Source organism: Bradyrhizobium sp. CCGB20 (genome assembly GCF_024199855.1).
GTDB lineage: Bacteria > Pseudomonadota > Alphaproteobacteria > Rhizobiales > Xanthobacteraceae > Bradyrhizobium.
The window spans coordinates 8512329-8535526 of sequence record NZ_JANADN010000001.1; the positions used below are offsets into that span (position 1 = coordinate 8512329).

The 23198-nt window shown below is 65.4% G+C and carries 28 protein-coding genes; 7 read left to right on the forward strand and 21 right to left on the reverse strand.

What is annotated here, in order from left to right:
• Window positions 1-50: 50 nt before the first annotated feature.
• Window positions 51-602, reverse strand: coding sequence for a carboxymuconolactone decarboxylase family protein (locus tag NLM15_RS40055; protein ID WP_254123455.1), 552 nt, complete (start codon window positions 600-602; stop codon window positions 51-53).
• A gap of 72 nt (window positions 603-674) precedes the next feature.
• Between NLM15_RS40055 and NLM15_RS40060 the strand changes: the two genes are divergently transcribed.
• Window positions 675-998: a helix-turn-helix domain-containing protein gene (locus NLM15_RS40060; protein WP_254123456.1), complete on the forward strand. Its 324-nt coding sequence runs from the start codon at window positions 675-677 to the stop codon at window positions 996-998.
• A 177-nt stretch (window positions 999-1175) separates the two neighbouring features.
• On the opposite strand, the gene NLM15_RS40065 is transcribed toward NLM15_RS40060, so the two are convergent.
• The 4 genes from NLM15_RS40065 to hemH all read right to left on the reverse strand — a co-directional run bounded on the left by NLM15_RS40065 (window position 1176) and on the right by hemH (window position 4896).
• Window positions 1176-1619, reverse strand: a complete 444-nt coding sequence (locus tag NLM15_RS40065) for an NfeD family protein (RefSeq protein ID WP_254123457.1) — start codon at window positions 1617-1619, stop codon at window positions 1176-1178.
• A 52-nt stretch (window positions 1620-1671) separates the two neighbouring features.
• A complete protein-coding gene (locus NLM15_RS40070) occupies window positions 1672-2676 on the reverse strand; it encodes an SPFH domain-containing protein (RefSeq protein ID WP_254123458.1) in 1005 nt (334 codons plus the stop codon).
• Window positions 2677-2869: 193 nt separating this feature from the next.
• Entirely contained in the window at window positions 2870-3847 is a 978-nt protein-coding gene (locus NLM15_RS40075) for an ABC transporter substrate-binding protein (RefSeq protein ID WP_254123459.1), read from the reverse strand.
• Between the two features lie 11 nt (window positions 3848-3858).
• On the reverse strand, window positions 3859-4896 hold the full coding sequence (hemH, locus tag NLM15_RS40080; RefSeq protein ID WP_254123460.1) for a ferrochelatase: 1038 nt from the start codon (window positions 4894-4896) through the stop codon (window positions 3859-3861).
• Window positions 4897-4979: 83 nt separating this feature from the next.
• Here hemH and NLM15_RS40085 point away from each other — a divergent pair, with 83 nt between their 5' ends.
• Entirely contained in the window at window positions 4980-5378 is a 399-nt protein-coding gene (locus tag NLM15_RS40085) for an MAPEG family protein (protein WP_254123461.1), read from the forward strand.
• A 58-nt stretch (window positions 5379-5436) separates the two neighbouring features.
• Here NLM15_RS40085 and NLM15_RS40090 read toward each other — a convergent pair whose 3' ends face one another.
• From NLM15_RS40090 to NLM15_RS40100, 3 genes are read right to left on the reverse strand one after another with little or no spacing between them, the layout of a single operon-like run.
• Complete coding sequence (locus NLM15_RS40090) at window positions 5437-6555, reverse strand: nickel/cobalt transporter (protein WP_254123462.1); 1119 nt, start codon at window positions 6553-6555, stop codon at window positions 5437-5439.
• Complete coding sequence (locus NLM15_RS40095) at window positions 6552-7190, reverse strand: DUF1007 family protein (RefSeq protein WP_254123463.1); 639 nt, start codon at window positions 7188-7190, stop codon at window positions 6552-6554. Before NLM15_RS40095 ends, NLM15_RS40090 begins: the two co-directional genes overlap by 4 nt.
• Window positions 7190-9271 (reverse strand): M3 family metallopeptidase, encoded by a 2082-nt coding sequence (locus NLM15_RS40100; RefSeq protein WP_254123464.1) that lies wholly within the window; start codon window positions 9269-9271, stop codon window positions 7190-7192. The genes NLM15_RS40095 and NLM15_RS40100 overlap by 1 nt, the downstream gene beginning before the upstream one ends.
• A gap of 137 nt (window positions 9272-9408) precedes the next feature.
• Between NLM15_RS40100 and NLM15_RS40105 the strand changes: the two genes are divergently transcribed.
• The gene (locus tag NLM15_RS40105; protein ID WP_254123465.1) at window positions 9409-9663 is read left to right on the forward strand and encodes a hypothetical protein; all 255 of its coding nucleotides are present in this window, start codon (window positions 9409-9411) and stop codon (window positions 9661-9663) included.
• A gap of 485 nt (window positions 9664-10148) precedes the next feature.
• Here NLM15_RS40105 and NLM15_RS40110 read toward each other — a convergent pair whose 3' ends face one another.
• Complete coding sequence (locus tag NLM15_RS40110) at window positions 10149-10337, reverse strand: hypothetical protein (RefSeq protein ID WP_164935684.1); 189 nt, start codon at window positions 10335-10337, stop codon at window positions 10149-10151.
• On the opposite strand from NLM15_RS40110, the gene NLM15_RS40115 reads away from it, so the two are divergent.
• The 4 genes from NLM15_RS40115 to NLM15_RS40130 all read left to right on the forward strand — a co-directional run bounded on the left by NLM15_RS40115 (window position 10336) and on the right by NLM15_RS40130 (window position 14227).
• On the forward strand, window positions 10336-11478 hold the full coding sequence (locus NLM15_RS40115) for a type III PLP-dependent enzyme (protein WP_254123466.1): 1143 nt from the start codon (window positions 10336-10338) through the stop codon (window positions 11476-11478). The genes NLM15_RS40110 and NLM15_RS40115 overlap by 2 nt on opposite strands.
• 132 nt (window positions 11479-11610) lie before the next feature.
• Window positions 11611-12198 (forward strand): GNAT family N-acetyltransferase, encoded by a 588-nt coding sequence (locus tag NLM15_RS40120; protein ID WP_254123467.1) that lies wholly within the window; start codon window positions 11611-11613, stop codon window positions 12196-12198.
• Between the two features lie 148 nt (window positions 12199-12346).
• A complete protein-coding gene (locus tag NLM15_RS40125) occupies window positions 12347-12736 on the forward strand; it encodes a RidA family protein (RefSeq protein ID WP_254123468.1) in 390 nt (129 codons plus the stop codon).
• 48 nt (window positions 12737-12784) lie between these two features.
• Window positions 12785-14227, forward strand: coding sequence for a homospermidine synthase (locus tag NLM15_RS40130; RefSeq protein ID WP_254123469.1), 1443 nt, complete (start codon window positions 12785-12787; stop codon window positions 14225-14227).
• Between the two features lie 63 nt (window positions 14228-14290).
• Here the strand turns inward: NLM15_RS40130 and NLM15_RS40135 are convergent, their stop codons facing one another.
• The 12 genes from NLM15_RS40135 to NLM15_RS40190 form a co-directional block, all read right to left on the reverse strand.
• On the reverse strand, window positions 14291-15031 hold the full coding sequence (locus tag NLM15_RS40135) for an acetoacetate decarboxylase (protein WP_254123470.1): 741 nt from the start codon (window positions 15029-15031) through the stop codon (window positions 14291-14293).
• A 94-nt stretch (window positions 15032-15125) separates the two neighbouring features.
• Window positions 15126-15461 (reverse strand): hypothetical protein, encoded by a 336-nt coding sequence (locus NLM15_RS40140; RefSeq protein ID WP_254124665.1) that lies wholly within the window; start codon window positions 15459-15461, stop codon window positions 15126-15128.
• Between the two features lie 101 nt (window positions 15462-15562).
• Window positions 15563-16279, reverse strand: coding sequence for an MgtC/SapB family protein (locus NLM15_RS40145; protein WP_254123471.1), 717 nt, complete (start codon window positions 16277-16279; stop codon window positions 15563-15565).
• A 30-nt stretch (window positions 16280-16309) separates the two neighbouring features.
• Window positions 16310-17329, reverse strand: a complete 1020-nt coding sequence (locus NLM15_RS40150; RefSeq protein ID WP_254123472.1) for a WD40 repeat domain-containing protein — start codon at window positions 17327-17329, stop codon at window positions 16310-16312.
• The gene (locus tag NLM15_RS40155; protein ID WP_254123473.1) at window positions 17329-18390 is read right to left on the reverse strand and encodes a GTP-binding protein; all 1062 of its coding nucleotides are present in this window, start codon (window positions 18388-18390) and stop codon (window positions 17329-17331) included. The genes NLM15_RS40150 and NLM15_RS40155 overlap by 1 nt, the downstream gene beginning before the upstream one ends.
• A 55-nt stretch (window positions 18391-18445) precedes the next feature.
• Window positions 18446-19309 carry a metal ABC transporter solute-binding protein, Zn/Mn family gene (locus NLM15_RS40160; RefSeq protein WP_254123474.1) on the reverse strand — a complete coding sequence of 288 codons (864 nt, stop codon included), beginning with the start codon at window positions 19307-19309 and terminating at the stop codon, window positions 18446-18448.
• 2 nt (window positions 19310-19311) lie between these two features.
• Window positions 19312-20181 carry a metal ABC transporter permease gene (locus tag NLM15_RS40165; protein WP_254123475.1) on the reverse strand — a complete coding sequence of 290 codons (870 nt, stop codon included), beginning with the start codon at window positions 20179-20181 and terminating at the stop codon, window positions 19312-19314.
• Window positions 20182-20187: 6 nt separating this feature from the next.
• Entirely contained in the window at window positions 20188-20946 is a 759-nt protein-coding gene (locus NLM15_RS40170) for a metal ABC transporter ATP-binding protein (RefSeq protein WP_254123476.1), read from the reverse strand.
• A gap of 2 nt (window positions 20947-20948) precedes the next feature.
• Window positions 20949-21197, reverse strand: coding sequence for a hypothetical protein (locus NLM15_RS40175; protein WP_254124667.1), 249 nt, complete (start codon window positions 21195-21197; stop codon window positions 20949-20951).
• Between the two features lie 44 nt (window positions 21198-21241).
• Window positions 21242-21742: a hypothetical protein gene (locus NLM15_RS40180; protein WP_008138982.1), complete on the reverse strand. Its 501-nt coding sequence runs from the start codon at window positions 21740-21742 to the stop codon at window positions 21242-21244.
• Complete coding sequence (locus tag NLM15_RS40185) at window positions 21739-22350, reverse strand: permease (RefSeq protein ID WP_254123477.1); 612 nt, start codon at window positions 22348-22350, stop codon at window positions 21739-21741. The genes NLM15_RS40180 and NLM15_RS40185 overlap by 4 nt, the downstream gene beginning before the upstream one ends.
• A 173-nt stretch (window positions 22351-22523) precedes the next feature.
• On the reverse strand, window positions 22524-23120 hold the full coding sequence (locus NLM15_RS40190) for a superoxide dismutase (RefSeq protein ID WP_254123478.1): 597 nt from the start codon (window positions 23118-23120) through the stop codon (window positions 22524-22526).
• Window positions 23121-23198 lie beyond the last annotated feature (78 nt).

Below are 23198 nucleotides of genomic sequence, written 5' to 3' on the forward strand. Positions count from 1 at the left end.
GCGGGCGCCGCGAAGCAATCCAGAAGACCCTCACCCTGAGGAATTGAGAGCTACGCCGGAAATCTTGCCGCCTTCTCCTCCAGCGGCAGCCGCAGCCCGTTCGCCAGATACGACACCGTGCGGTAGAAGCCGCACAGCAGCATGATCTCCAGGATCTGGGCCTCGTCGTAATGCGCCGACAGCGCGGCGAACTCGGCATCATCGAGCGTCGCGCGGGTGTGCAGCGCGTCTACCGCCGCGATCAACGCCTGCTCCGCCGGCGACCAGCATGGTGACGTCGCATCGCCCCGCACGGTCGCGTGCACCTCCTCATCGGTGAGTTTCGCAGGCCCGGCAAAGACCGCGACATGCACGCCCCATTCATATTCGCATCGGGTCAGCGCGCAGGTGCGGTCGATGACGATCTCGCGCTGGCGCAGGGAGAGTGGACCCGGATCAAGCAGCCCGCCGGCGCGAAACTTGTCCCAGGCGCGACCGTGCCCCGCCATCACCCGGAACAGCACCAGCGGCGGCGCGCCGCGCATGATGCGGTCGAATTGTTGCTGGATCTCCGGGGGATAAGGCGGCGCGAGCGGGACGATGCGCGGCATGGCCTGGGACACGGGACGTCTCCATTGCTACATTTATCGTAGCAATACGCTACATTATCTGTAGCAAGACGCAAGAGGGTGACGATGGCGAAGCAGGCAGCAGCATCAGGGACCATCCGGGGATCGCGTACCGGGCGGCCGATCATGGCGCTGCTCGATTTGCTCGGCCGGCGCTGGAGCCTGCGGATCTTGTGGGAGTTGCGCGAGGCTCCTCTCACCTCCCGCGCGCTGCGCGCCGCCTGCGACGAGGCTTCGCCGACGGTGCTCCAGGCCCGGCTGACGGAGTTGCGCGAGGCCGGGTTCGTGGAGCTGGGTGACGGCGGCGGTTACGGGCTGACAGCGCTCGGACGGGAATTGTGCGAGACGTTCATGCCGCTGCACCGGTTTGCGGAGAGGTGGAAGAGATGAGCTCTTGCTTACCCTCCCCTGGAGGGGGAGGGTCGGCTCACATTGAGCGTAGCGAAATGTGAGACGGGGTGGGGTGAAAGTCTCTCCACATCCAACAGCGCCCGAGTGGAGAGATCACCCCACCCCGCTCGCGCTGCGCGCGATCGACCCTCCCCCTCCAGGGGAGGGTAAGAGCGGCTACGCCGCCGCCACCGTCAGATTGGCACCGTCCACCTGCACCACCTTCACCTTCGTCCCTGCCGGCGTATCGGGCCCGGCCACGCGCCATACCGTATCGCCGATGCGCACCGTGCCGCTGCCATCGATGATCGGCTTCTCCAGCGTGAACTCGCGGCCGAGCAGCGCCTCGGTACGCTTGTTGAGGAAGGGGCTGGCGCTGGCATCCAGCTTCGGGCGGGCAAGGCGGCGCCACACCGGTACGGCGGCGGCGGCGAACACCGCGAACATCACGAGCTGGATCTGCCAGGAGATGGCGACGGTGAACGAGATCAGGCCGACGAGCAGTGCTGCGAGCCCGAGCCAGAACAGGAAGATGCCCGGCGCCAGCACCTCCAGCGCCATCAGGATGAAGCCGAAGATCAGCCAGTTCCAGGTGCCGAGCGATACGAACATGTCGGTCATGACACGACCTCAAAATTTGGCGCATGCCCTTTCGGAAGGGCATGCGCGGATCCTATCCCTGCCGCGGCGGCACCGCCGGCGGCGTGCTGCCAGTCGGTGGCACTGAACCGGGGCGGCGCGCGGCGGCGGCCGCGGATGCCGCGCTTTCGCCGAACGTTGCTTTCGCGATCTCGCCGATACCGGCGAGCGAGCCGAGCATGCTGGTGGCTTCCATCGGCAGCATGATGATCTTCTGGTTCGGCGCTTCGGCGAACTGGCCGAACGCCTTGATATATTTGTCGGCGATGAAATAGTTCAACGCGGCGACGTCGCCCTTGCCGATGGCTTCCGACACCGCCAGCGTCGCCTTGGCCTCGGCTTCGGCGAGACGCTCGCGCGCCTCGGCGTCTCGGAAGGCGGCCTCGCGGCGGCCTTCCGCCTGGAGGATCTGCCCCTGCTTGGCGCCCTCGGCGCGCAGGATTTCCGACTGGCGCTGGCCTTCGGCGGCCAGAATGTCGGCGCGCTTGACGCGCTCGGCCTTCATCTGCCGGCCCATGGCTTCGACGAGGTCGGCGGGCGGCACGATATCCTTGATCTCGATGCGGTTGACCTTGACGCCCCAGGGCGAGACCGCGGCGTCGACGACGCGGAGCAGGCGCTCGTTGATCTCGTCGCGGTGCGACAGCACCTGGTCGAGATCCATCGAGCCCATCACCGAGCGGATGTTGGTCATGGTCAGCACCGTGATCGCCTGGTTGAGGTTGGCAACCTCGTAGCTCGCCTTCGCGGCATCGAACACCTGATAGAAGGCGACGCCGTCCACCGTCACGGTCGCGTTGTCCTTGGTGATGACCTCCTGCTCGGGGATGTCGATCACCTGCTCCATCATGTTGATCTTGCGCCCGACGCGATCGAAATAGGGCACGATCAGATTGAGCCCGGGGCTCAGGGTCTGGGTGTATTTGCCGAACCGCTCGATGGTCCAGTCATAGCCCTGCGGCACCGTCTTCACGCCGGCAACCAGCGTGACGATGACGAGCAAGACCAGGACAATCGCGAAAATGTCGAAACCGCTCATATCTCCTCCAAGGCGGGAAAAGGCCCTTTCCCGCGCTGTCATTGGTCGGGGTCATGACCTCAACGGTTCAGCGGTCACGACTCAACGTCGGCATGGGCACGATTGTGCACAAGACGCACGGAGAGGGAACGGTCACGATTAAGTATTTGCAGGACGCTCTTGAAAGCCATCAAACGGAGACCTAGCGGGAGGCCTACTCGATGACTTCGTTCGCGATCGCGAGCAGGCTCGAGGAAAGCGTGGCGCCGATCGCCCTCGCCGTCTTCAGGTTGATCGCCAGCTCGAACTTGGTGGGATTCTGGACCGGAAGGTCGGCCGCCTGCGCTCCCTTCAGGATGCGATCGATGTAGGAGGCGGCGCGGCGGACCTGCTCGGCGCTGTCCGTGCTGTAGGACATCAACCCGCCCTCGTCGACGAAGGTGCGGCTCCAGAACACCGCGGGCACGCGGGCTTCACCGATCGCGGCCAGGAGATGCGCACGATTGGCCATTGTGAAGAAGTCCGGCAGGATCAGGAGGCCGCAATCTTTCCGCGACGCCAGCGCGGCGATCGAGGCGGCGTCATGAACCGGCGCGGCTTCGACCGTCACATGAAGCGACCGTGCGGCGTCCTCGATCGTGCGCAGCATCAGGGGCGCGAACGGCGCGGTGGCGGGATTGTAGACGACGAAGACGCGGGACACTTTTGGCGTGACCTGCGTCAGCATCTCCAGCCATTTGCCGGCGAGCGGGCCGTCATAATCGGTGAAGCCGGTGATGTTGCCGCCGGGATGGGCGAGGTTTTTGACAAAGCCCTGACTGACGGGATCGGTGACGACGGCGAACACGATCGGGATCGTCGTGGTGCGCCGGCGCAGCTCCTCGACCGAAGGCGTTCCGACCGCGAGCAGGATGTCCGGCTTGAGCGCCACGAGCTCGTCGGCGAGCCGCGCGATGCGTGCCCGGTCGCCGGCGCCGCTGCGCCAATCGATCCTGAGATTGTCGTGCTCCTTCCAGCCATGGAGGGCGAGCGCCTCGACCAGGATCGTGCTGCGGGCCTGCCCGATCGCGTCATCCGCGGCGGTGACCGAGAGCACGCCGAGCCGCCGCGTCGCGTTCGGCTGCTGCGCCAGCACCGAGGCGGGCAATGGGGCGATCGTCCCAAGAAGCGCCAGGCATTCGCGGCGGTTCATGGGAGACACCATCAGATCCAGCCCTGAAGCTCGCGCCGCACCAGCATGCGGATCACGTCCATGCCGGGATCGCTGTCGTTGAGACAGGGGATCGCGGAAAACTGCTCGCCGCCATTATGCTTGAAGATCTCGGCGTTCTCCTGCGCGATCTCCTCCAGCGTCTCGAGGCAATCGGCGGAAAAGCCCGGCGTCACCACCGCGATCCGGCGCACGCCTTCTTTCGCCAGCCGCTCCATGGTCTTGTCGGTGTAGGGCTGCAGCCACTCGTCATTGCCGAAGCGCGACTGGAAGGTCAGCAGCAGCTTTGTCTCATCCATGCCGAGCCGGCGGCGCAGCGCCTCGGTCGTGGCGACGCACTGCTCCTGATAGGGATCGCCCTTGTCGACATAGGATTTCGGCATGCCGTGGAAGGAGGCGACGATCAACTCCGGCTTGAACGGCAGCGTCGCCAGATGGGTCTCGATCGAGATCGCGAGCGCCTCGATATAGGCCTCGTCCTGATAATAAGGCGGCGTCACCCGCAGCGTCGGCTGGTTGCGCAAACGGGCAAGCACGCGGAACACTTCGTCGCAGACGGTCGCCGAGGTCGGGGCGGAATATTGCGGATAGAGCGGCACCGCGAGGATGCGGTCGCAGCCTTTGGCGATCAGCGCGTCGATGCCCGACTTGATCGAGGGATTGCCGTAGCGCATCGCCCAGTCCACCACGACATGGTCGCGGTCAGACAGTGCGGCCGCAAGCTTGTCGGCTTGCGAGCGCGTGATGGTCTTCAGCGGCGACTCGTTCCGCTCGTTGTTCCAGATCTTCCGGTAGTCGAGCGCCTTGGTGCGCGGACGGCTGCGCAGGATGATGCCGTTGAGCACGAGCTGCCAGACCAGCCCCTGGTCCTCGATGACGCGGGCGTCCGAGAGGAACTCCTTGAGATAGACCCGCACGCCGGGCGCATCGGCCGTATCGGGCGTGCCGAGATTGACCAGGAGCACGCCGACCTGCTTCGGGCTGGACTGAACGGTCGGCTTCGTTGTCTCGATGGGGGCTGACATCGTCATGGCACCGTTGCGTCGCGCGTTGCTCCGAACTTGTCAAGATGAGGCGGATTTCGCTAGGGTCGCCCCCAAGCGGGGAGGGGCTGATGACACTCGCGGAATTCTGCGTATTTGGAGCGCTGCTGCTTTATCTGGCGACGATCGTCTCGATCAAATGGACACGGTTTCGCACGTTCGACAATTCCCGGCCGCGCGACCCCACCTTCTACGAGGACGCGCTGGCGCAGCGCGCGCTCGGCGCCCACCAGAACGGCATCGAGACCTTTCCGTTCTTCGCCTTCGCGGTGCTGCTCGCCGAATTCCGGGATTCGCCGCAGCGGCTGATCGACGAGCTCGCCGTGCTGTTCCTGATCGTGCGGATCGCCTACGTGCTGACCTATCTCGGCAACCGCCCGACGCTGCGCTCGATCCTCTGGAGCATCGGTTTTGCGATCAATCTCGGGATCTTCTTCATGCCGGCGCTGAAGCGGTTTCTGCCGGTGTGAGCCTATGAGACCGCAGCCCGGATGGAGCGAAGCGTAATCCGGGCTACATAGCTCCCGCTCAAAAACACGTCGTCCGTTCGGCGGCAATGTAGCCAAGCAACAGGCCCGCGCCGAACAGGAGCACGAGGGCGGCAGCACCGAACTCGATGCCGCGCATGAAGAGGGCGCCGCCACCGTCGCGCCCGGCGCTGAGGCGGGCCGCGATGTCCTTGGCGGAGACGGCGACGACGGCGATGGCCGCGACCGTGATCGCGGTGCCGAGCCCCATCAGCAAGGTGGCGGCGATGCCGGCCCAGAACAGGCCCTGCGCGAGCGCGAATACCAGCACCAGGATCGCACCCGAGCAGGGCCGGATGCCAACGGTCAGGATCGCAGCAAAACCGCGCCGCCAGCCGCCGGGACCGGCGAGCTCGCTCGGGGTGGGGCCGTGGGAATGGCCACAATGCTCGTCATGGACATGGTCGTGCCCGTGGTGGTGATGGGCATGCGCGTGATCGTGGTGATGGTGATCATGGTCGTGATGATCATGCGCATCCCGATGATGGTGATGGCCGTGATCATGATGGTCATGCGGCACGCCGGCGATCGCCGGCACCGGCTGGGCCGCCTGCAGCGCACGGATGAAAGTGCGGCCCTTGACCCAGACCAGGCGCAGGCCGAACAGCGCGATCAAGGCGTAGCTCGCGATCTCGATCGCGCCTTCCGCCTTGCACATGGTTTTCGCAGTGGCGTTCAGCACCCAGGCCGAGATGCCGACGATCATGATCGCGACCAGCGCCTGCATCAGCGCCGAGGCAAACGACAGCGCGATGCCGCGCCGGGCGGTCTCGCGGTTGGCGACGAGATAGGAGGCGATCACCGCCTTGCCATGGCCGGGACCGGCGGCATGGAAGATGCCGTAGGCAAAGGAGATGAAGAGCAGCGTCCACACCGCCGAGCCGTCCGACTTGGCGGCACGGATGGTCGACGACATCTGCCGATAGAATTCCGACTGCTTTGCCAGGAGCCAGCCGATAACGCCGCTGGCCTCGGGCTCCGCTGCCTGCGCCGGGCGCGGCGCGCCGAACGGATTTTGCGCGAGGAGATCGTGAAGCGCGGCATCCACCACGCTCACGACCACGACAACAGCAGCGCAGGCAAGCAGCCCACGCACGACTGGGGAGAGTTGCGGCTTCAAGGGCAATCCACCGTGATCTTGTTGGCGAACATCATGCCGAAATTCGAGTTCTCGCCGTTCAGGAAGGTCTGCTCGTTCAGCTTCTGCGCCGTGGCGGAGCCGTCGCTGGGCCGATCCAGCTTCATCTGGCAGCCGGCGGGCGCGCCGACCAGCTTGACCGGATTGTCCTTGGCCATCTGGAAGTCGATGAAGAAGGAGCGGTCGAACACTTCGAGCACCAGTTGCTTGGGCTTGACCGGGTTCTTCAGCGGCAAGGTGAAGTGCAGGGTCAACACCGTATCCTTGTAGTCGAGGAAGTAGTCGATCGGCTCCAGGAATCGCTCCTTCTTGCCGTCCGCTCGCGCGAAGGTGAAGTAGGCGTATTCCTTCAGCGACTCGACATTGGTCTGCGCCAGCGGGCCCAGCTCCTCGCGGGTATAGGCGCCCTTGGTCTTGCTCTCGAGCCCCTGCACCGCATAGGCCGAGAACATGTCATCGAACGTCCAGGCATGGCGGACGCCGGTGACAGTGCCGTCGGCGGCGTACAGCAATTCGCTGGTCGCGGTGATCCAGACATGCGGATGCGCGCGTGCCGCCCCGGCCGCGAGCGTGAGGCCGGCGGCGAGCAACAGACCGAACAGGGCGCGCATGCCCATCAGGCCGCCTTGGCGTCGTCGAGCAGGCCGCGCCGGCGCAGCAGCGCATCCGGCTCCGGCGGACGGCCGCGGAACGCCTCGTAGGCGGCCTCCGGATCGACCGACCCGCCCGAGGAGTAGATGTCGTCGTGCAGGCGTTTTGCCACGGCCGGATCGAAGATGTTGCCGGCCTCCTCGAAGGCACCGAAGGCGTCGGCGTCCATCACCTCGGACCACATGTAGCTGTAATAGCCGGCGGCATAGTGATCGCCGGAGAAGATGTGGCCGAACTGGGTGGGCCGGTGGCGCAGCGAGATCTCCTCGGGCATGCCGATCTTCTCAAGCTCCTTCTTCTCGAAGGCGCGCACGTCGCTGGCGGCCTCGGCCGGCTGGGTATGGAATTCCAAGTCGACCAGCGCGGAGGAGACGAACTCGACCGTGGCAAAGCCCTGGTTGAATTTTCGCGCGGCAAGGAAGCGCTGGAGCAAATCGTCCGGCAGCGGCTCGCCGGTCTGGTAGTGGCGGGCGAACTGCTGGAGCACCTCGGGCCGCTCCTGCCAGTGCTCGTAGAGCTGGGAGGGCAGCTCGACGAAGTCGGTGAACACGGAGGTGCCCGACAGCGACGGATAGGTCACGTTGGAGAGCATGCCGTGCAGGCCGTGGCCGAACTCGTGGAACAGGGTGCGGGCATCGTCGGGCGACAGCAGCGAGGGCTCGCCGCCGGCTCCCCTGGCGAAGTTGCAGACATTGATAACGAGCGGCGCGATATCGCCGTCGAGCTTCTGCTGGTCGCGCAGCGAGGTCATCCAGGCGCCGGAGCGCTTCGACGGCCGGGCGTAGTAGTCGCCGTAGAACAGCGCCTTGTGCTTGCCGTCCGGCCCCTTCACCTCCCAGACCCGGACGTCGGGGTGCCAGGCCGGCACATCCTTGCGCTCCTCGAAGGTGATGCCGAACAGGCGCGTGGCACAGTCGAAGGCGGCGGCGATCATGTGATCGAGCGTGAGATACGGCTTGATCGCGGAATCGTCGAAATTGGCGCGCTGGAGGCGGAGCTTCTCGGCATAGAAGCGCCAGTCCCAGGGCGCGAGCTTGAAATTGCCGCCCTCCTCCGTGATCAGGCCCTGCATCTCGTCACGGTCGGCGAGCGCCCGCACCCGCGCCGGCTTCCAGACCCGTTCGAGCAGGCCCCGCACCGCGTCGGGCGTCTTGGCCATGGAATCCTCGAGCCGGTAGGCGGCGAAGGTCGGATAGCCCAAAAGCTTGGCGCTCTCCTCGCGCAGCTTCAGGATCTCGACGATCGTTCCATTGTTGTCGTTGGCATTGCCGTTGTCGCCGCGCGCCGTGAAGGCCTTGTAGACCTTCTCGCGCAGGTCACGCCTCGCCGAGCTCTTCAGGAACGGCTCGGTCGAGGAGCGCGACAGCGTCACGATCGCCTTGCCTTCCATGCCGCGCTCTTCTGCCGCAGCCTTGGCGGCGGCGATGAAGCTCTCCGGCAGGCCCTGGCGGTCGGCCTCCCCGAGCTCCATGAACCACTCCTGCTCATCGCCGAGCAGGTGATGGCTGAAGCTGGTGCCGAGCTGCGCGAGCCTCTCGTTGATCTCCGCCATCCGCGTCTTGGCCTCCTCGGAGAGGCCGGCGCCGGAGCGGTGGTAGCGGGTGTAGGTGCGCTCCAGCAGGCGGAGCTGCTCAGGCGTCAGGCCAAGCCTGGTGCGGTTCTCGTGCAGATGGGCGATGCGACCAAACAGCACGGCATTCATCATGATCGGATTCCAGTGCCGCGCCATTCGCAAGGAGACCTCCTTGTCGATCTCCAGGATGGCCGGGTTGGAATGCGCCGAGACGAGGTCGTAGAAGACGGCCGCGACCTTGCTCAGGAGCTTGCCGGAGCGCTCCAGCGCCGTGATGGTGTTGGCGAAGTCGGCGGCCGCCGGATCGTTGGTGATCGCGGCGATCTCGGCGGAGTGATCGGCGAAGGCCTGCTCGAAGGCCGGGAGGAAGTGCTCGGGCTTGATCTCGTCGAAGGGCGGCGTCGCAAACGGCGTCACCCAGGCCTTCAGCAGCGGGTTGGTCTCGAGGTCCGTGGTTTGGCGGGGTTCTGACATCGCAAGTCCCGGTTTTTGAGCTGATTTGTTGGGGTCAGCTATAGCACGCGATGGGGCTTTTTTGGGCCATTTGCCCTTGCTCCCGGCCGGCTTTTCGGGGAGATTGCGGCCCTCGAAGACTAGGGACTCCTGAGCTCATGAACGCGCCTGCCTCCTCCTCCCGTCAGATCGTCTGGCCGAGCGTCATCACCGTCATCAGCGCTGCCATTCTGATCGGCGCCGAAGTGTTCGGCGCCGCGTTCGCCGGCGGCTGGGCGCTTGCGATCCTGTTCGGGCTCGGCGACCAGGGCGCGCACATCCTTCAGGCCGTGCTGTTCGCACTCGGCGTGCTCGTGATGACCGCGTTCATCCGCGCGGCTCAGCGCGTCGAGCCCTTTACCAAGCGCGGCTGACGCTTCCTCGCGCGCGAGAGACGCGCGCGCTGTAAAAACTTAACGCGCGTTCATCTTCCGCGTCGCTCGCGCAACACAGCGCAAGCGGATGTTAGGCAATTCTGTTCTCAGCCTAAAAAAATTCTTGCGAACCAGAGTCAAAACGCTTATGTGCGGACTTGCCCAATTTCGCACGTGCCTGTGGTCGTGTGTCAGTCGGTAGGTATCCGGACAAGAGGCCGGACAGCCGCCAAGGGGTGAAGAAGCCGAGGGGCTCTTCGGAAGTGCGGAAGTCGGAAGGCTCATAGCCGGAAGACGAAAGCAAACCCGGAGCGTCCAGCATCTCTCTCAAAGAGATGCCATGTCGAAGGTGACTTCACTTTTTGCAACCGTGACTGGCAGCCGGAGGCGAACCGGCGCACCCCGCTCTCAACGGGGGACGCGACTTAAAGCAACGACGGATCGGGCTTTTTTGGTCTCTACCGGCATTCCACCGCCGGCGCGGGCTACTGAAAAGGCTTGTCCTTCATTGCCAGGTGTGCGGGCGGGAAACTCTCCCAACCAATCCACGGCAGCACAGTCTGGTTTGAGTCTTTTGGCTTCAGCGCGCCTCCATCGCGCGATGTGGCCGAAGCGCTCTTATCCGACGTCACGTTGATGCGGATCCCGTCGCTGGGACCGTTGGAGAGTGCCATGACCGAACGTATCCAGGAATTCCTGCGCAACCGCCGCAAGGAAGGTCTCGACACCGAGCCGTGCCTCGTCGTCGACCTCGAGGTCGTGCGCGACAATTACCAGACCTTCGCCAAGGCGCTGCCCGACAGCCGCGTGTTCTACGCCGTCAAGGCGAACCCGGCGCCGGAAGTGCTGGCGCTGCTGGCCTCCATGGGCTCCTGCTTCGACACCGCGACGGTCGCCGAGATCGAGATGGCGCTGGCCGCCGGTGCGACGCCCGACCGCATCTCCTTCGGCAACACGATCAAGAAGGAGCGCGACATCGCGCGCGCCTTCGCGCTCGGCATTCGCCTGTTCGCGGTCGACTGCGCCGCCGAGGTCGAGAAGGTCGCCCGTGCCGCTCCCGGCGCCAAGGTGTTCTGCCGCATCCTCTATGACTGCGCCGGCGCCGAGTGGCCGCTGTCGCGCAAGTTCGGCTGCGACCCGGAAATGGCCGTCGACGTGCTCGACGTCGCCAAGCGCCTGGGCCTGGAGCCGTGTGGCATCTCCTTCCATGTCGGCTCGCAGCAGCGCAAGGTGAAGGCGTGGGACCGTGCGCTGGCGATGGCCTCGCAGGTGTTCCGCGACTGCGCCGAGCGCGGCATCAACCTGACCATGGTCAACATGGGCGGCGGCTTCCCGACCAAGTACCTGAAGGACGTGCCGCCGGTCGTGACCTACGGCCGTTCGATCTTCCGCGCACTGCGCAAGCACTTCGGCAACCAGATTCCGGAGACCATCATCGAGCCGGGCCGCGGCATGGTGGGCAACGCCGGCATCATCGAATCCGAGGTCGTGCTCATCTCGAAGAAGAGCGACGAGGACGAGGTGCGCTGGGTTTATCTCGACATCGGCAAGTTCGGCGGTCTCGCCGAGACCATGGACGAGTCGATCCGCTACGCCATCCGCACCCCGCATGACGGCGCGGACATGACGCCGTGCGTGCTCGCGGGCCCGACCTGCGACAGCGCCGACGTGCTGTACGAGAAGAACCCGTATCCGCTTCCGGTGACGCTCGAGATCGGCGACAAGCTGCTGATCGAGGGCACCGGGGCCTATACGTCGACTTACTCGGCGGTGGCGTTCAACGGTATCCCGCCGCTCAAGACGTACCACATCTGATAAGCCTCCTTCTTGAGGCCTGACGAACCCGGGAGCCGGTCCGCCGGCTCCCTTCCTGACATTGCAATTCTGACGACGTCTTGGACAGGCGTGCCTATCGGGCACGTCCGTTCAAGCGGGGACTGACGCGCCATGACTGCTTTTCGGAAGCCACAAGTCGCCCTCACTTCGAAAGCCGCTCCGTTCGCGATCCGTGCGGAACGTGCTGCCGACGTCGCTGTGCGTGAAGCGCTGCTCGATGCCTGCTTTGGCGAGAACCGCCACGGCCGCACCTGCCAGCGCCTGCGCGACGGACGCGCACCCGCCGCTGGGCTTGCCCTGTCGGCCGTGCGCGAGGGGACGCTCGTGGGAACCGTGCGGCTGTGGCACGTCAGCGCCGGAGGCAGGCCCGCTCTGGTCCTCGGACCGCTGGCGGTGGACCCTGCCTTCCGCGAGCTCGGGATCGGCGCCGCGCTGATGCATCAAGCGCTGGCCGCCGCCCGGGCGCGCGGGCATGCCGCCGTGATCCTGCTCGGCGACGCCCCCTATTACGCCCGCTTCGGCTTCACGGGCGAGAAGACCGGCCAGCTGTCGCTGCCCGGCCCGTTCGAGCGCGACCGCCTGCTGGCGATCGAATTTACCGACGGCGCTCTCGATGGCGCCGAGGGGATGATCGTCCCGACCGGAGCGGCCTTGCCCAAACGGAGGTCGGTTCGCGGCCTCCACGCGCAAGCGGCCTAAGGGATTGCCATGATGGCGACGACCCAAGCCGCGTTCCGCGGCAGCGCCCGGCCGCGCCTGCGCCAGACCCTGTTCCTTTGGGGTTGCGCGGGCCCCTGAAACGCCCTTTAACCCCACGAAATTCCCTCTTTCAGTCGAGGCCGAACCGATGTCCCGCCGCCTGATTTCCACCGGCTCCCCGTTCGAGAAGACCGCCGGCTACAGCCGCGCCGTGATCGACGGCGAGTTCGCCTTCGTCGCGGGAACCACCGGCTACGACTACACGACGATGACGATGCCGGCCGATGTCACGAGCCAGTCACGCAACTGCTTCAAGACCATCGAGGCCGCCCTGAAGGAGGGCGGTTTCGAGATGGCCGACATCGTCCGCGTGACCTACTACCTCACCGACGCCAAGGATGCGGACGCCCACTTCGCGGTTTGCGGCGAAGTCCTCGGCGAGATCCGCCCGGCCGCAACGCTTCTCGTCGTCTCGGCGCTCTACAAGCCCGAGATGAAGGTCGAGATCGAAGTCACCGCCAAGCGCCGCAGCGCCTGATCCACCCCTCACCCTTTGTCTGCCAGCACGTCCCGGAGAAACCATCCCATGAGCCCCGCCTCGCAGATCTACGCGAAGATCACCGGTCCCATCGTCATGGTCGGCTTCGGCTCCATCGGCAAAGGCACGCTGCCGATGATCGAGCGGCATCTCGATTACGACAAGTCGCGCGTCACCGTGATCGATCCCAAGGACGAGGGCCGCAAGGCGCATTGCGAGAAGCAGAATGTGCGCTTCATCCAGAAGGCCGTGACGAAGGACAATTACCGCGAATTGCTGACCCCGCTGCTGACCGAAGGCGGCGGCCAGGGCTTTTGCGTCAATCTCTCGGTCGATACCGGCTCCACCGACATCATGGAGCTCTGCAACGAGCTCGGCGCTCTCTACATCGACACCGTCAACGAGCCCTGGCTCGGCTTCTATTTCGATTCCTCGAAGGGCCCGGAAGCGCGCTCCAACTACGCGCTTCGCGAAGTGACGCTGGCCGCCAAGAAGGCGCGCCCGGCGGGCTCGACGACGGCCGTCTCGTGCTGCGGCGCCAATCCCGGCATGGTCTCGTTTTTCGTCAAGCAGGCGCTGCTCAACGTCGCCGCCGATCTGAAGCTCAATGCCCCCCGGCCGAAGACCAAGGCTGAATGGGCGGACCTGATGCGGCAGGCCGGCATCAAGGGCATCCACATCGCCGAACGCGACACCCAGCGCTCCAAGTCGCCGAAAGAGCCGGACGTCTTCGTCAACACCTGGTCGGTGGAAGGTTTTCTGTCGGAAGGCGTGCAGCCGTCCGAGCTCGGCTGGGGCACCCACGAGAAATGGATGCCCGAGAATGCGCGCACCCACGAAGCCGGCTGCGGCGCGGCGATCTATCTGATGCAGCCCGGCGCCAATACGCGCGTGCGCACCTGGTGCCCGACCCGCGGCGCGCAGTATGGCTTCCTCGTCACCCACAACGAGTCGATCTCGATCGCCGATTACTTCACGGTGCGCGACGCATCGGGCAAGGCGGTCTATCGGCCGACCTGCCACTATGCCTATCATCCGGCCGACGACGCCGTGCTGTCGCTGCACGAAATGTTCGGCCGCGCCGCGAAGATGCAGGAAAAGCACCACATCCTCGACGAGAACGAGATCGTCGACGGCATCGACGAGCTCGGCGTGCTGCTGTTCGGCCATGACAACAATGCCTACTGGTACGGCTCGCAGCTCTCCATCGAGGAGACCCGCAGGCTCGCGCCCTATCAGAACGCCACCGGCCTGCAAGTGACCTCTGCCGTGCTCGGCGGCATGGTGTGGGCGCTGGAAAACCCGAACGAAGGCATCGTCGAAGCCGACGAGATGGATTTCGATCGCCTGCTGGAAATCCAGCTGCCCTATCTCGGCCCGGTGAAGGGTTTCTACACCGACTGGACGCCGCTGACGGATCGCCCGGGACTGTTTCCGGAAGACATCGACACGAGCGATCCCTGGCAGTTCCGGAATATCCTGGTGCGTTGATCGCGCACCACGCATGATCGATCATGATGCCCGGCCTCGCGCCGGGCATTTTCTTTTCGCGACCTACTTCGCCATGTAGTCGAACGCCACGCTGCCGAGCCCCAGCGTCAAATCCGCCTTGAAGTGCAGCGCGGAGACGACCTCGCGCACTGGCAGGCGGGCGACATCGCAGAGCGCATGGGGAAACAGGCCGAGCGCGGCGGGACCGGTCCAGGCTTCCTTCAGCGTGACGTCCTCGAGATGAAACCGTACCAGCTCGCAAATCCGCGGGCTGCCGTCCACGTGCGGAATGATCTTCAGGATGAAGTTCGGCGCCTTCATCGAGTTCAGCACGGTGTCGTGATCGAGCGGGCGGTGCTTGTAGCCCATGGTCGCAGACGCGCAGAGCACCGAGCCGTAGTGCAGCGAGCCGACGAGCACGTCGCTCTCGACCTCGATCTTCGGCTTCGCCAGCTTTTTCGGAAAGCCCCACAGCTCGCGGCCGCCGGCGATCGGCCCCTCATCGTCGAGGTACATCGCGTGGGTGTAGGCGCCCAATTCGCCCTTGAAGCGGACCGGGATCACCTGCCCGGTTTCGGTGTAGTCGCCGAATCCGGTCGAATCGGGCATGCGAATGAATTCGTATTTCACCACCGGCTCCGCCACCTCAAGCGGCTCCGGCACGATTCTGGCGAGGGCTTCGGGATCGGTCGTGTAGGTGATGATGAAATATTCGCGGTCGAAGAAGCGATATGGCCCCGGCGGGAATGACGGGTTGGTGAGCGGCATCGAATAAGCGGTGCGGCGGACGTCTTCGATCTTCATGGGAGGCCCCATCTGTCGTTGGCGCGACAGATTATGGAACGGGCCGTTTGCCGAGGCGAGATCAAATGCGCGTCACAATACGCCTGCCGGCGGGCTACTTCTCCTTGATCGGCGGCGCGATCTTCTCGGCAGGGGCCGGCGGCAATGCCGGTTTGGCCCCGCCCGCCGCGCCCTGCGTCTGCGGATCGGGACGCGCCGGCTCGGGCGCCGGCGTGGTCGGCCGGTCGCCGCCGGGCCTGGATTCGGCGGGTGTCTTGCTCTGGTCGTCGGACGGCCTGCCCTGGAGCGGCGGCGTCGCCTGCGCCGTCTGCATCCGGCTCTCGGCGCGGATTTGCGCGATCGATACGCCCGATATCACGACGCCGGCCGCAAACAGCGAGCAGGCAATCATCAGGTCGAGTTTCAGTCTGCGCTTGTCATTGCCGGTCATGTCGATCACCGCATCTGTTCGCGGGATCAACGAACTTGCCCCCACGACAGTTCCGCTGCCGGCAAGGCCGGAACCGGTCGCCTGACGCTAAAACGCCGCGCCTATTCCGTGGTGCTGACTTCCCAGGTGGCGTGGCGCACGCCGGGCAGGTGCTGGAGATCGGTCGCGACGGTGTTCAACTCATTCGGATCGACCGCGGTCGCGACCAGCTTGGCGACGATCTCCAGGATGTCGTCGCCGATCTCGACCACGTCCACATCGGCGACCGGATATTTCGCGACCTCCAACCTGTCGACCAGACGGTCGCGCATGTCTGGCAAGGCGTCGGCCGCGACTGCGAGCTTGAAGTAATAGGTCGCCTCCAGCGCCTTCTCGTTCAGCGGGATACGGTTGATGGCGTTGACCAGCGGCCGCAGCATGGTGTTGCCGGCGATGACGAACACGGTAAGCGCCGCGGCCTGGGCAACCATGTCTGCGCCGGCGCAGGAGCCGACCGCGGCCGAGGCCCACAAGGTGGCGGCGGTGTTGAGCCCGCGCACGTCCATGCCCTGCTTCATGATGACGCCGGCGCCGAGGAAGCCGATGCCTGAGACGACATAGGCGATCACCCGCACAGCGCCGTCCGCACCGTCCAGATGCATGGCGAGATCGACGAAGGCGGCGGCACCGACGGCGACGAGCACATTGGTGCGCAGGCCCGCGGTGCGCTGGCGATACTGCCGCTCGGCGCCGATCAGCGTGCCCAGCACGAAGGCCGTGGTCAGGCTGACCAGCGTGTCCGCGAAGTCGGCAAGCTGGAAGGTCGTCAAAAACCGCATGGTCCCCTATACGGTCAGAACCATGACAGATTAAAGCTCCAGCAGGCCGCCGTCCCCACTTTCGTCGGCGAACGCCAGCAGCGTGCCCTTGGCGTTCCAGGCGAGCGCGGCCACTGGCGGCGTGCCGTTGCGGCGGACCAGGATCTCGGCGCCGTCTTCCAGACGCACCATCAGCACGGTGCCGTCGCTGTAGCCGGCGGCGAGGATGTCGTTCTTTGGATGGCAGGCGACCACCGACACGCGGGCCTGCAGCGGCGCCAGCATCGCGGGCTCCTTGCCCATCGGGCCGTCCTTGCTGGCGAACGGCCATATGATGACGGTGTCGGCACCCGAGGTCGCCAACCCCTTGCCGCCCGCGCTCCAGGACATCGAGCGGACGCGGCCGGGATAGCCGGTCATGCGCATGTGCCGGTTGTCGGCGAGCCGCCAGCCGTGCAGCGCCGCCTCATGCATGGTGGTGACCAGGAATTTATTGTCAGGGCTGAAGGTGACGCCGAGATGCGAGCCCGCCCAGGGCAGGAATTCGGCTGATCCCTCCATGTTCGGAAACCACAGCGTCGCGCCGTTGTAGTGGGCGATCGCGAGCCGCAGGCCCTTCGGCGCGAACGCGAGCCCGCCAACGGTCGAGGGCACCTCGAGCGACTTCTCGTCTTGCTTGCCGCTCTTGACGGTTGCCGTCTTGCCGGCCGACCAGGCGAAGGCACCGTCGGGATGCAGCGCCACCGCGTCGATCCAGCGCCGCTTCGGATCGGTGGCCAGCAGCGTCACCTCGCCCTTTGCGTCGAGCGAGACGACCTTGCCGTCGTCGCCGCCCATGACGAGGCGCTTGCCGTCGGATGCGATCGAGAGAATGCCGCCGCTGTGCGCGGCAACCGTGGTGACTTCGCCCTTGCTATCGACGAACGCGACATTCTCCTCGCCGCCGACGAAGGCGGCGCGGGGGCCGAGGAAATGCACGGAGGTCACGCCCATGCCGAGCGCAACCGGCTTGACGCGGTCGGTGACGGAGACGATCGAGGCGGAATCGGGCGCGGGCGTAAACTCTTTCATCACGAGACGATGCAGCTCTCAAAACCCTCGCGAATGGCCTTTTCCGGCAATTCGCGACCGATGAAGACGAGACGGCTCTCACGCGGCTCGCCCTCCTTCCACTTCCGCTGGTGATTGCCCTCCAGCATCATGTGGACACCCTGGAAGACGTAGCGGTCGTCGTCGTCGTGGAAGGCGAGGATGCCCTTGGAGCGCAGGATCTTGCCGCCTTCGACCTGCACGAGGTTCTGGAGCCAGGGCATGAACACGTTGGGATCGAGCGGCTTGTCGGTCTTGAGCGACAACGACTGCATGTCCTCGTCGTGATAGTGCTTCAGGCCGTGACCATGACCTTGGCCGTGATCATGGTGATGGTGGTCGTGGCCGTGATGGTGGTGATGATCATGGTCGTGGTCATGATCGTCGGCCTCCAGGAAATCAGGCTCGATGTCGAGGATACGGTCGAGGTCGAACGCGCCGCGGTCGAGCACGTCCGCCAGCGCCACCGAGCAGCGCTCGGTACGATGCAGCTTGGCATAAGGATTGATGCCGCGGATGCGGGCCTCGACCTCGGCAAGCTCGGGCTTGGTGACGAGATCGGTCTTGTTCAGCACGATGACGTCGGCAAACGCGATCTGGTTCTTGGCCTCCGGCGCGTCCTTGAGCCGGTCGGACAGCCATTTGGCGTCGGCGACGGTGACGACGGCGTCGAGCCGGGCGTTCTTCTGGACGTCCTCGTCGACGAAGAAGGTCTGGGCGACGGGCGCGGGATCGGCAAGGCCGGTGGTCTCGACGATGATGGCGTCGAACTTGCCCTTGCGCTTCATCAGTCCGTCCATGATGCGGACGAGGTCGCCGCGCACGGTGCAGCAGATGCAGCCGTTGTTCATCTCGAACACTTCCTCATCGGCGCCGATGATGAGGTCGTTGTCGATGCCGATCTCGCCGAATTCGTTGACGATGACGGCGTATTTCTTGCCGTGGTTTTCCGACAGGATGCGGTTCAGGAGCGTGGTCTTGCCGGCACCGAGATAGCCGGTGAGGACGGTCACGGGAATTTTCTGGGAGGTCACTTCAGACATAACAACTCCGGACTTCGGGCTTTTTCGCGCGACGCCAGGCGGGGTGGCCCCTGCCCTAATGGTCAAGCGCGCTGGTCAGCGCCTTTATATTGTGCCTGACCATGTCAATGTAAGTGGGTGCAGGCCCCTTTTCGCCGGTCAAACCGTCCGAAATCAGGGTCCCGCCGACCTTTGCGCCGGTCTCGGCCGCGATCCGCCGGATCAGGCGGTCGTCGCTGATATTTTCCAGAAATACCGCCGGAATCCTCGCGGCCTTGATCTGGCCGATGATGGCCGCGATGTCCCGGGCGCTGGGCTCGGTTTCGGTCGAGACGCCCAGGGGGGCCACGAACTGGACGCCATATTCGGCGGCGAAATAGCCGAAGGCGTCGTGGGTCGAGATCACCTTGCGCCGCTCGGGCGGAATTTTGGCAACGGCGTCGCGGACCTCGCGGTCGAGGGCTTCGAGCTTGTCCAGATAGGCTTTTGCCTGGGCGCGGAAGAATTCCGCATCATCCGGGTCAGCCGCGGCCAGCGCATTGACGATGTCGGTCACGTAGATCTTGGCATTTGGCACGGACTGCCAGGCGTGGGGATCGGCGGCCGAGCCGAGTTTTAGCGGTGCGATACCGGCGCTCGCGGTGACGACTTGCGCCTTGGCGCCGGACGACTGCACGAGACGCGGCAGCCAGCCTTCGAGGCCGAGCCCGTTGACGATGACGAGCTTCGCGTCCGCGATCCGCTTCGCATCACCAGGCGCCGGCGTGTAGACGTGGACGTCGCTGTCGGCGCCGACCAGCGTGGTCAGGTTGATCCGGTCGCCACCGACATTGCGGACGAAGTCGGCAAGGATCGAGAAGCTCGCGACGACGTTGAGCCGCTCGGCGGCGTGCAGCGGCGCGGCGATCAGCAGCAGGGCAAAGACCAGAAGGAAGCGCATCCTCACGCCTCCAGATGCCGGCCGGGAAACATCTGCCTGACGACGCCGCCGACGCGGCCGAACAGCACGGAGACGATGTAGATCACGGTCGCGACCAGGATGATCGCGGGGCCTGACGGCACGCGGGTCTGGAACGACAGCACGAGGCCGGCATAGCCCGAGACAGCGGCGGCGACGACCGCGATGCAGATCATGACGGTGAGGTCGCGCGACCAGAACCGCGCGATGCCCGCCGGCAAAATCATCAATCCCACCGCCAGCAGCGTGCCGAGCGCCTGAAAGCCGTTGACGAGGTTGATCACGACCAGCGCGAGAAAGGCGAGATGCGCCGGCCCACCGGCGCGGCTGACTGTGCGCAGAAACAGCGGATCGACGCTTTCGATCACCAGCGGGCGATAGATCACCGCCAGCACCAGCAGCGTCACCGTGGCGTTGAAGGCGACCACCAGCAATGTCTGGTCGTCCATCGCGAGGATGTTGCCGAACAGCACGTGCAACAGGTCGATATTGGTGCCCTTGATCGAGACGATGGTGACGCCGAGCGCCAGCGAGGCCAGATAGAAGGTCGCGAGCGAGGCGTCCTCCTTCAGCCCGGTCGAACGCGCGACGACGCCGGCGAGGATCGCGACGGCAAAGCCGGCGATCAGGCCGCCGGCCGTCATCGCGAACAGATTGAGGCCGGAGAGCAGGAAGCCTACGGCCGCGCCGGGCAGGATCGCATGCGCCATGGCATCGCCGACGAGGCTCATCCGCCGCAGCATCAGGAACACGCCGATCGGCGCACCCGCCAGCGACAGCGCGATCACGGCGGCGAGCGCCCGCCGCATGAACTCGAATTCGGTGAACGGGCCGATCAGGGCGTCATGGACCATCTGTGATCACGCCGCCCGCGAACCGACTTCGTCGGCCGCGCACGCAGCGGCACTGTCGTCAAAGGCCTCGCACATCCGCATCGCAACCATCAGATTTTCCGGCGTCAGCACCTCCGCCGTCGGGCCCCACGCCACGGGACCGCGCGCCAGCACCAGGGTCTCGGTGAAATGGTTGCGCACCATCTCCATGTCGTGCAGCGCGGCGAGCACGGTGCGGCCCTCGCCGTGCCAGTGCTTCACCAGCGCGAGCAGGTCGGTCGTGGTCTTGCTGTCGATGGCGTTGAAGGGCTCGTCGAGCACGATCAGGCGCGCATCCTGGAGCAGCACGCGCGCGAACAGCACGCGCTGCATCTGCCCGCCCGAGAGCGTGCCAATGGGGCGGTTCTCGAAGCCATTGAGGCCGACGGCAGCGATCGCGCGCAAGATCTTTCCGCGCGCAGCCTTGCCGATGCCGCCGAACAGGCCGGTGCCGCGCCACAGCCCGGTGCCGACGAAATCGAACACCGAGATCGGGAAGCTGCGGTCGATCTCCGCGCTCTGCGGCAGATAGGCGATGTCCCTGCTGTCGAGCCCGCCAAGATGGATGCTGCCGTCGAGCGGCCGGACAATGCCGACGATGCCGCGCAGCAGCGTCGATTTGCCGGCGCCGTTCGGGCCGATCACGGCAACCAGCGCACCGGCGGCGACCTCGCCGTTGAGATGATGCACGGCCGGATGGCGGTCATAGCCGAGCGTCACATTATGGAAGTGCAGCGCCGCCGCCATGGTCACCTCATCGCCAGGAAGACCACGCCCCAGAGCACGGCACAGACGGCGAGTGCGGCCGCGAGGCGGCCCGCCAAGGTCATGCGCAGGATCGACCAGGGCGCGTCCTGGGCCGGATGCGGCGAGGCCGCATCGTGGACATGGGCGTGAGTGTGGTCGTGCCCGTGCGAATGCCCGTGGTCGTGGGTATGGCCGTGGGAGTGGCCATGAGCATGGTCGTGATGATGGGCGTGGGACGCGGCGGGAACCATGTCCATGACGTTATATTATAACATTACGCCTGTCCACGGCCGGCTCAGGGCTTGCCGATCACCATCGCGATGGCGGCGGCGACGAAGGGGAATGGCACCGAGACGGCGCAGCGAAACCAGACGAAACGGGCCGGCATGAACGGAATTTCCCACAAGATCACCCGCTGGAAGGCGAACAGGGCCCAGGCGACGACATAGGCGACCACCTGCGGGACCCCGCCCCCGGATTTCAGCGCGACCGTGCCGATGGAGAAGCCGATCACGGGCCCGCCCGGCGTGGCGGCGCCGGCGACCACGGCGGTCGCAACCCCGAGCCAGCCGCTGTCCGGCCCGAGCCAGCCGGTGATGACCTCCTGCGGGATGATGGCGGCGATGTAGCCGGAGCCGATTACGCCCAGCGCGATGCGCGGCACGATGTTGATGAAGTCCATCGAGCCTTCGCGCAGCGAGGCCTTGAACACCGGAGGGCCGCGGCGGAAGGCGATCAGGCCGACGCCGAAGACCGAGCCCCACAACAGGATGTCGATGAGAAGCGCGGCGCTCAAGTCTCGTCATCCTTCGCGGCCGGCTGCGGATAGACCCGGACATAGACGAAGCGGCCGAGCGCGCCGGCGAGCACCGGCAGCGGCAGCGAGATCAGGATCCGCCACAGCGTGAAGTCGGTGCCCATGATCGGGATTTCCCAGGCCACCGCCCGGCCGTAGCCGATCAGGGTCCAGCTCACGACCATGGCGATGGTGGCGCCGAAATCGGCGCCGACCGCGAGCAGCGCGCTCGCCACCGGATAGGCGGTGAAGGGTCCGCCCGGGAGAATTGCGCCGAAGGCCGTGCCGATCAGAAGACCCATCAGGCCGGATTTCGGCCCGAGCGAGCGCGAGACTTTTTCGTGCGGCAGGATTTCGGAGATGAAGGCCCCGAGCAGGCAGCCCGCCAGCACGCGCGGCAGGATGCCACCGAACAGCGAGAGGTCGTGCGTGAGAATCTCAAGGACACCGTCGGTGCCGTCACGGCGCCAGACCAGGCCCGCACTCACCGCCACCAGCGCCGCGATGATGATGGTCGACCAGCCGATCGGCTTGCGCACACGCCCCGGCCGCGGCTCGGACTCCGCGTCCTCGGCAGGCGCCGGATTGTTCGGGGAAGGTTGTGACAACGGGTGTGGGGCGGCTCGAGGGTGATGCCCATCCTGATTAAGGGTGCCGCCGAGGTGATGCAAACGGTACGATGACAGACCTGTGCGCGCACCGCGCAGGGCAATTCCGCACAGCAAAAAGGCGGCCGCGTGAGCGACCGCCTTTCTTGATGTCGTCAGTCCGAGGCGACGACTTACGCCTTGTTGAACAGGGACTCGACGTATTCCCAGTTCACGAGGTTCTCGACGAACGCCTTCAGATAGTCCGGACGGCGGTTGCGATAGTCGATGTAGTAGGAGTGCTCCCAGACGTCGCAGCCGAGGATCGGCGTGGCGCCGTGCACCAGCGGATTCTCGCCGTTCGGGGTCTTGGAGATCTCGAGCTTGCCGTTCTTGACCTGGAGCCAGCACCAGCCGGAGCCGAACTGGCCGACGCCGGCCGCCTGGAAGTCGGTCTTGAACTTCTCGAAGCCGCCGAGGTCCTCGTTGATCTTCTTCTCGAGCTTGCCGGGGAGCTTGGTGCCGCCACCGCTGGGCTTCATCCAGCTCCAGAAGTGGATGTGGTTGTAGTGCTGACCGGCATTGTTGAACACAGCGGGGTTCTTGCCGAACGAGCCCTTGACGATCTCCTCAAGGGACTTGCCTTCCCATTCGGTCCCCTTGAGCGCGTTGTTGCCGTTGGTGACGTAGGCCTGATGATGCTTGTCGTGGTGGAATTCCAGCGTCTCCTTCGACATGAACTGGCCGAGGGCGTCATAGGCGTAAGGGAGGGGGGGCAGCGTAAAGGTCATGGGTTGTTGTCCGCGACTGATGGGGAACTGGCTTAACGGCGACTCTTATAGAAGGTTCCAGGGCCGTTAAATACCGCC

What these genes read in the sequence shown, in the direction of transcription:
- NLM15_RS40060 (WP_254123456.1), top strand. Translation starts at nt 675, where the DNA reads ATGGCGAAGCAGGCAGCAGCATCAGGGACCATCCGGGGATCGCGTACC.
- NLM15_RS40065 (WP_254123457.1), bottom strand. Translation starts at nt 1,619, where the DNA reads ATGACCGACATGTTCGTATCGCTCGGCACCTGGAACTGGCTGATCTTC.
- NLM15_RS40070 (WP_254123458.1), bottom strand. Translation starts at nt 2,676, where the DNA reads ATGAGCGGTTTCGACATTTTCGCGATTGTCCTGGTCTTGCTCGTCATC.
- NLM15_RS40075 (WP_254123459.1), bottom strand. Translation starts at nt 3,847, where the DNA reads ATGAACCGCCGCGAATGCCTGGCGCTTCTTGGGACGATCGCCCCATTG.
- hemH (WP_254123460.1), bottom strand. Translation starts at nt 4,896, where the DNA reads ATGACGATGTCAGCCCCCATCGAGACAACGAAGCCGACCGTTCAGTCC.
- NLM15_RS40085 (WP_254123461.1), top strand. Translation starts at nt 4,980, where the DNA reads ATGACACTCGCGGAATTCTGCGTATTTGGAGCGCTGCTGCTTTATCTG.
- NLM15_RS40095 (WP_254123463.1), bottom strand. Translation starts at nt 7,190, where the DNA reads ATGGGCATGCGCGCCCTGTTCGGTCTGTTGCTCGCCGCCGGCCTCACG.
- NLM15_RS40100 (WP_254123464.1), bottom strand. Translation starts at nt 9,271, where the DNA reads ATGTCAGAACCCCGCCAAACCACGGACCTCGAGACCAACCCGCTGCTG.
- NLM15_RS40105 (WP_254123465.1), top strand. Translation starts at nt 9,409, where the DNA reads ATGAACGCGCCTGCCTCCTCCTCCCGTCAGATCGTCTGGCCGAGCGTC.
- NLM15_RS40115 (WP_254123466.1), top strand. Translation starts at nt 10,336, where the DNA reads ATGACCGAACGTATCCAGGAATTCCTGCGCAACCGCCGCAAGGAAGGT.
- NLM15_RS40110 (WP_164935684.1), bottom strand. Translation starts at nt 10,337, where the DNA reads ATGGCACTCTCCAACGGTCCCAGCGACGGGATCCGCATCAACGTGACG.
- NLM15_RS40120 (WP_254123467.1), top strand. Translation starts at nt 11,611, where the DNA reads ATGACTGCTTTTCGGAAGCCACAAGTCGCCCTCACTTCGAAAGCCGCT.
- NLM15_RS40125 (WP_254123468.1), top strand. Translation starts at nt 12,347, where the DNA reads ATGTCCCGCCGCCTGATTTCCACCGGCTCCCCGTTCGAGAAGACCGCC.
- NLM15_RS40130 (WP_254123469.1), top strand. Translation starts at nt 12,785, where the DNA reads ATGAGCCCCGCCTCGCAGATCTACGCGAAGATCACCGGTCCCATCGTC.
- NLM15_RS40135 (WP_254123470.1), bottom strand. Translation starts at nt 15,031, where the DNA reads ATGAAGATCGAAGACGTCCGCCGCACCGCTTATTCGATGCCGCTCACC.
- NLM15_RS40140 (WP_254124665.1), bottom strand. Translation starts at nt 15,461, where the DNA reads ATGACCGGCAATGACAAGCGCAGACTGAAACTCGACCTGATGATTGCC.
- NLM15_RS40145 (WP_254123471.1), bottom strand. Translation starts at nt 16,279, where the DNA reads ATGCGGTTTTTGACGACCTTCCAGCTTGCCGACTTCGCGGACACGCTG.
- NLM15_RS40150 (WP_254123472.1), bottom strand. Translation starts at nt 17,329, where the DNA reads ATGAAAGAGTTTACGCCCGCGCCCGATTCCGCCTCGATCGTCTCCGTC.
- NLM15_RS40155 (WP_254123473.1), bottom strand. Translation starts at nt 18,390, where the DNA reads ATGTCTGAAGTGACCTCCCAGAAAATTCCCGTGACCGTCCTCACCGGC.
- NLM15_RS40160 (WP_254123474.1), bottom strand. Translation starts at nt 19,309, where the DNA reads ATGCGCTTCCTTCTGGTCTTTGCCCTGCTGCTGATCGCCGCGCCGCTG.
- NLM15_RS40165 (WP_254123475.1), bottom strand. Translation starts at nt 20,181, where the DNA reads ATGGTCCATGACGCCCTGATCGGCCCGTTCACCGAATTCGAGTTCATG.
- NLM15_RS40170 (WP_254123476.1), bottom strand. Translation starts at nt 20,946, where the DNA reads ATGGCGGCGGCGCTGCACTTCCATAATGTGACGCTCGGCTATGACCGC.
- NLM15_RS40175 (WP_254124667.1), bottom strand. Translation starts at nt 21,197, where the DNA reads ATGGTTCCCGCCGCGTCCCACGCCCATCATCACGACCATGCTCATGGC.
- NLM15_RS40190 (WP_254123478.1), bottom strand. Translation starts at nt 23,120, where the DNA reads ATGACCTTTACGCTGCCCCCCCTCCCTTACGCCTATGACGCCCTCGGC.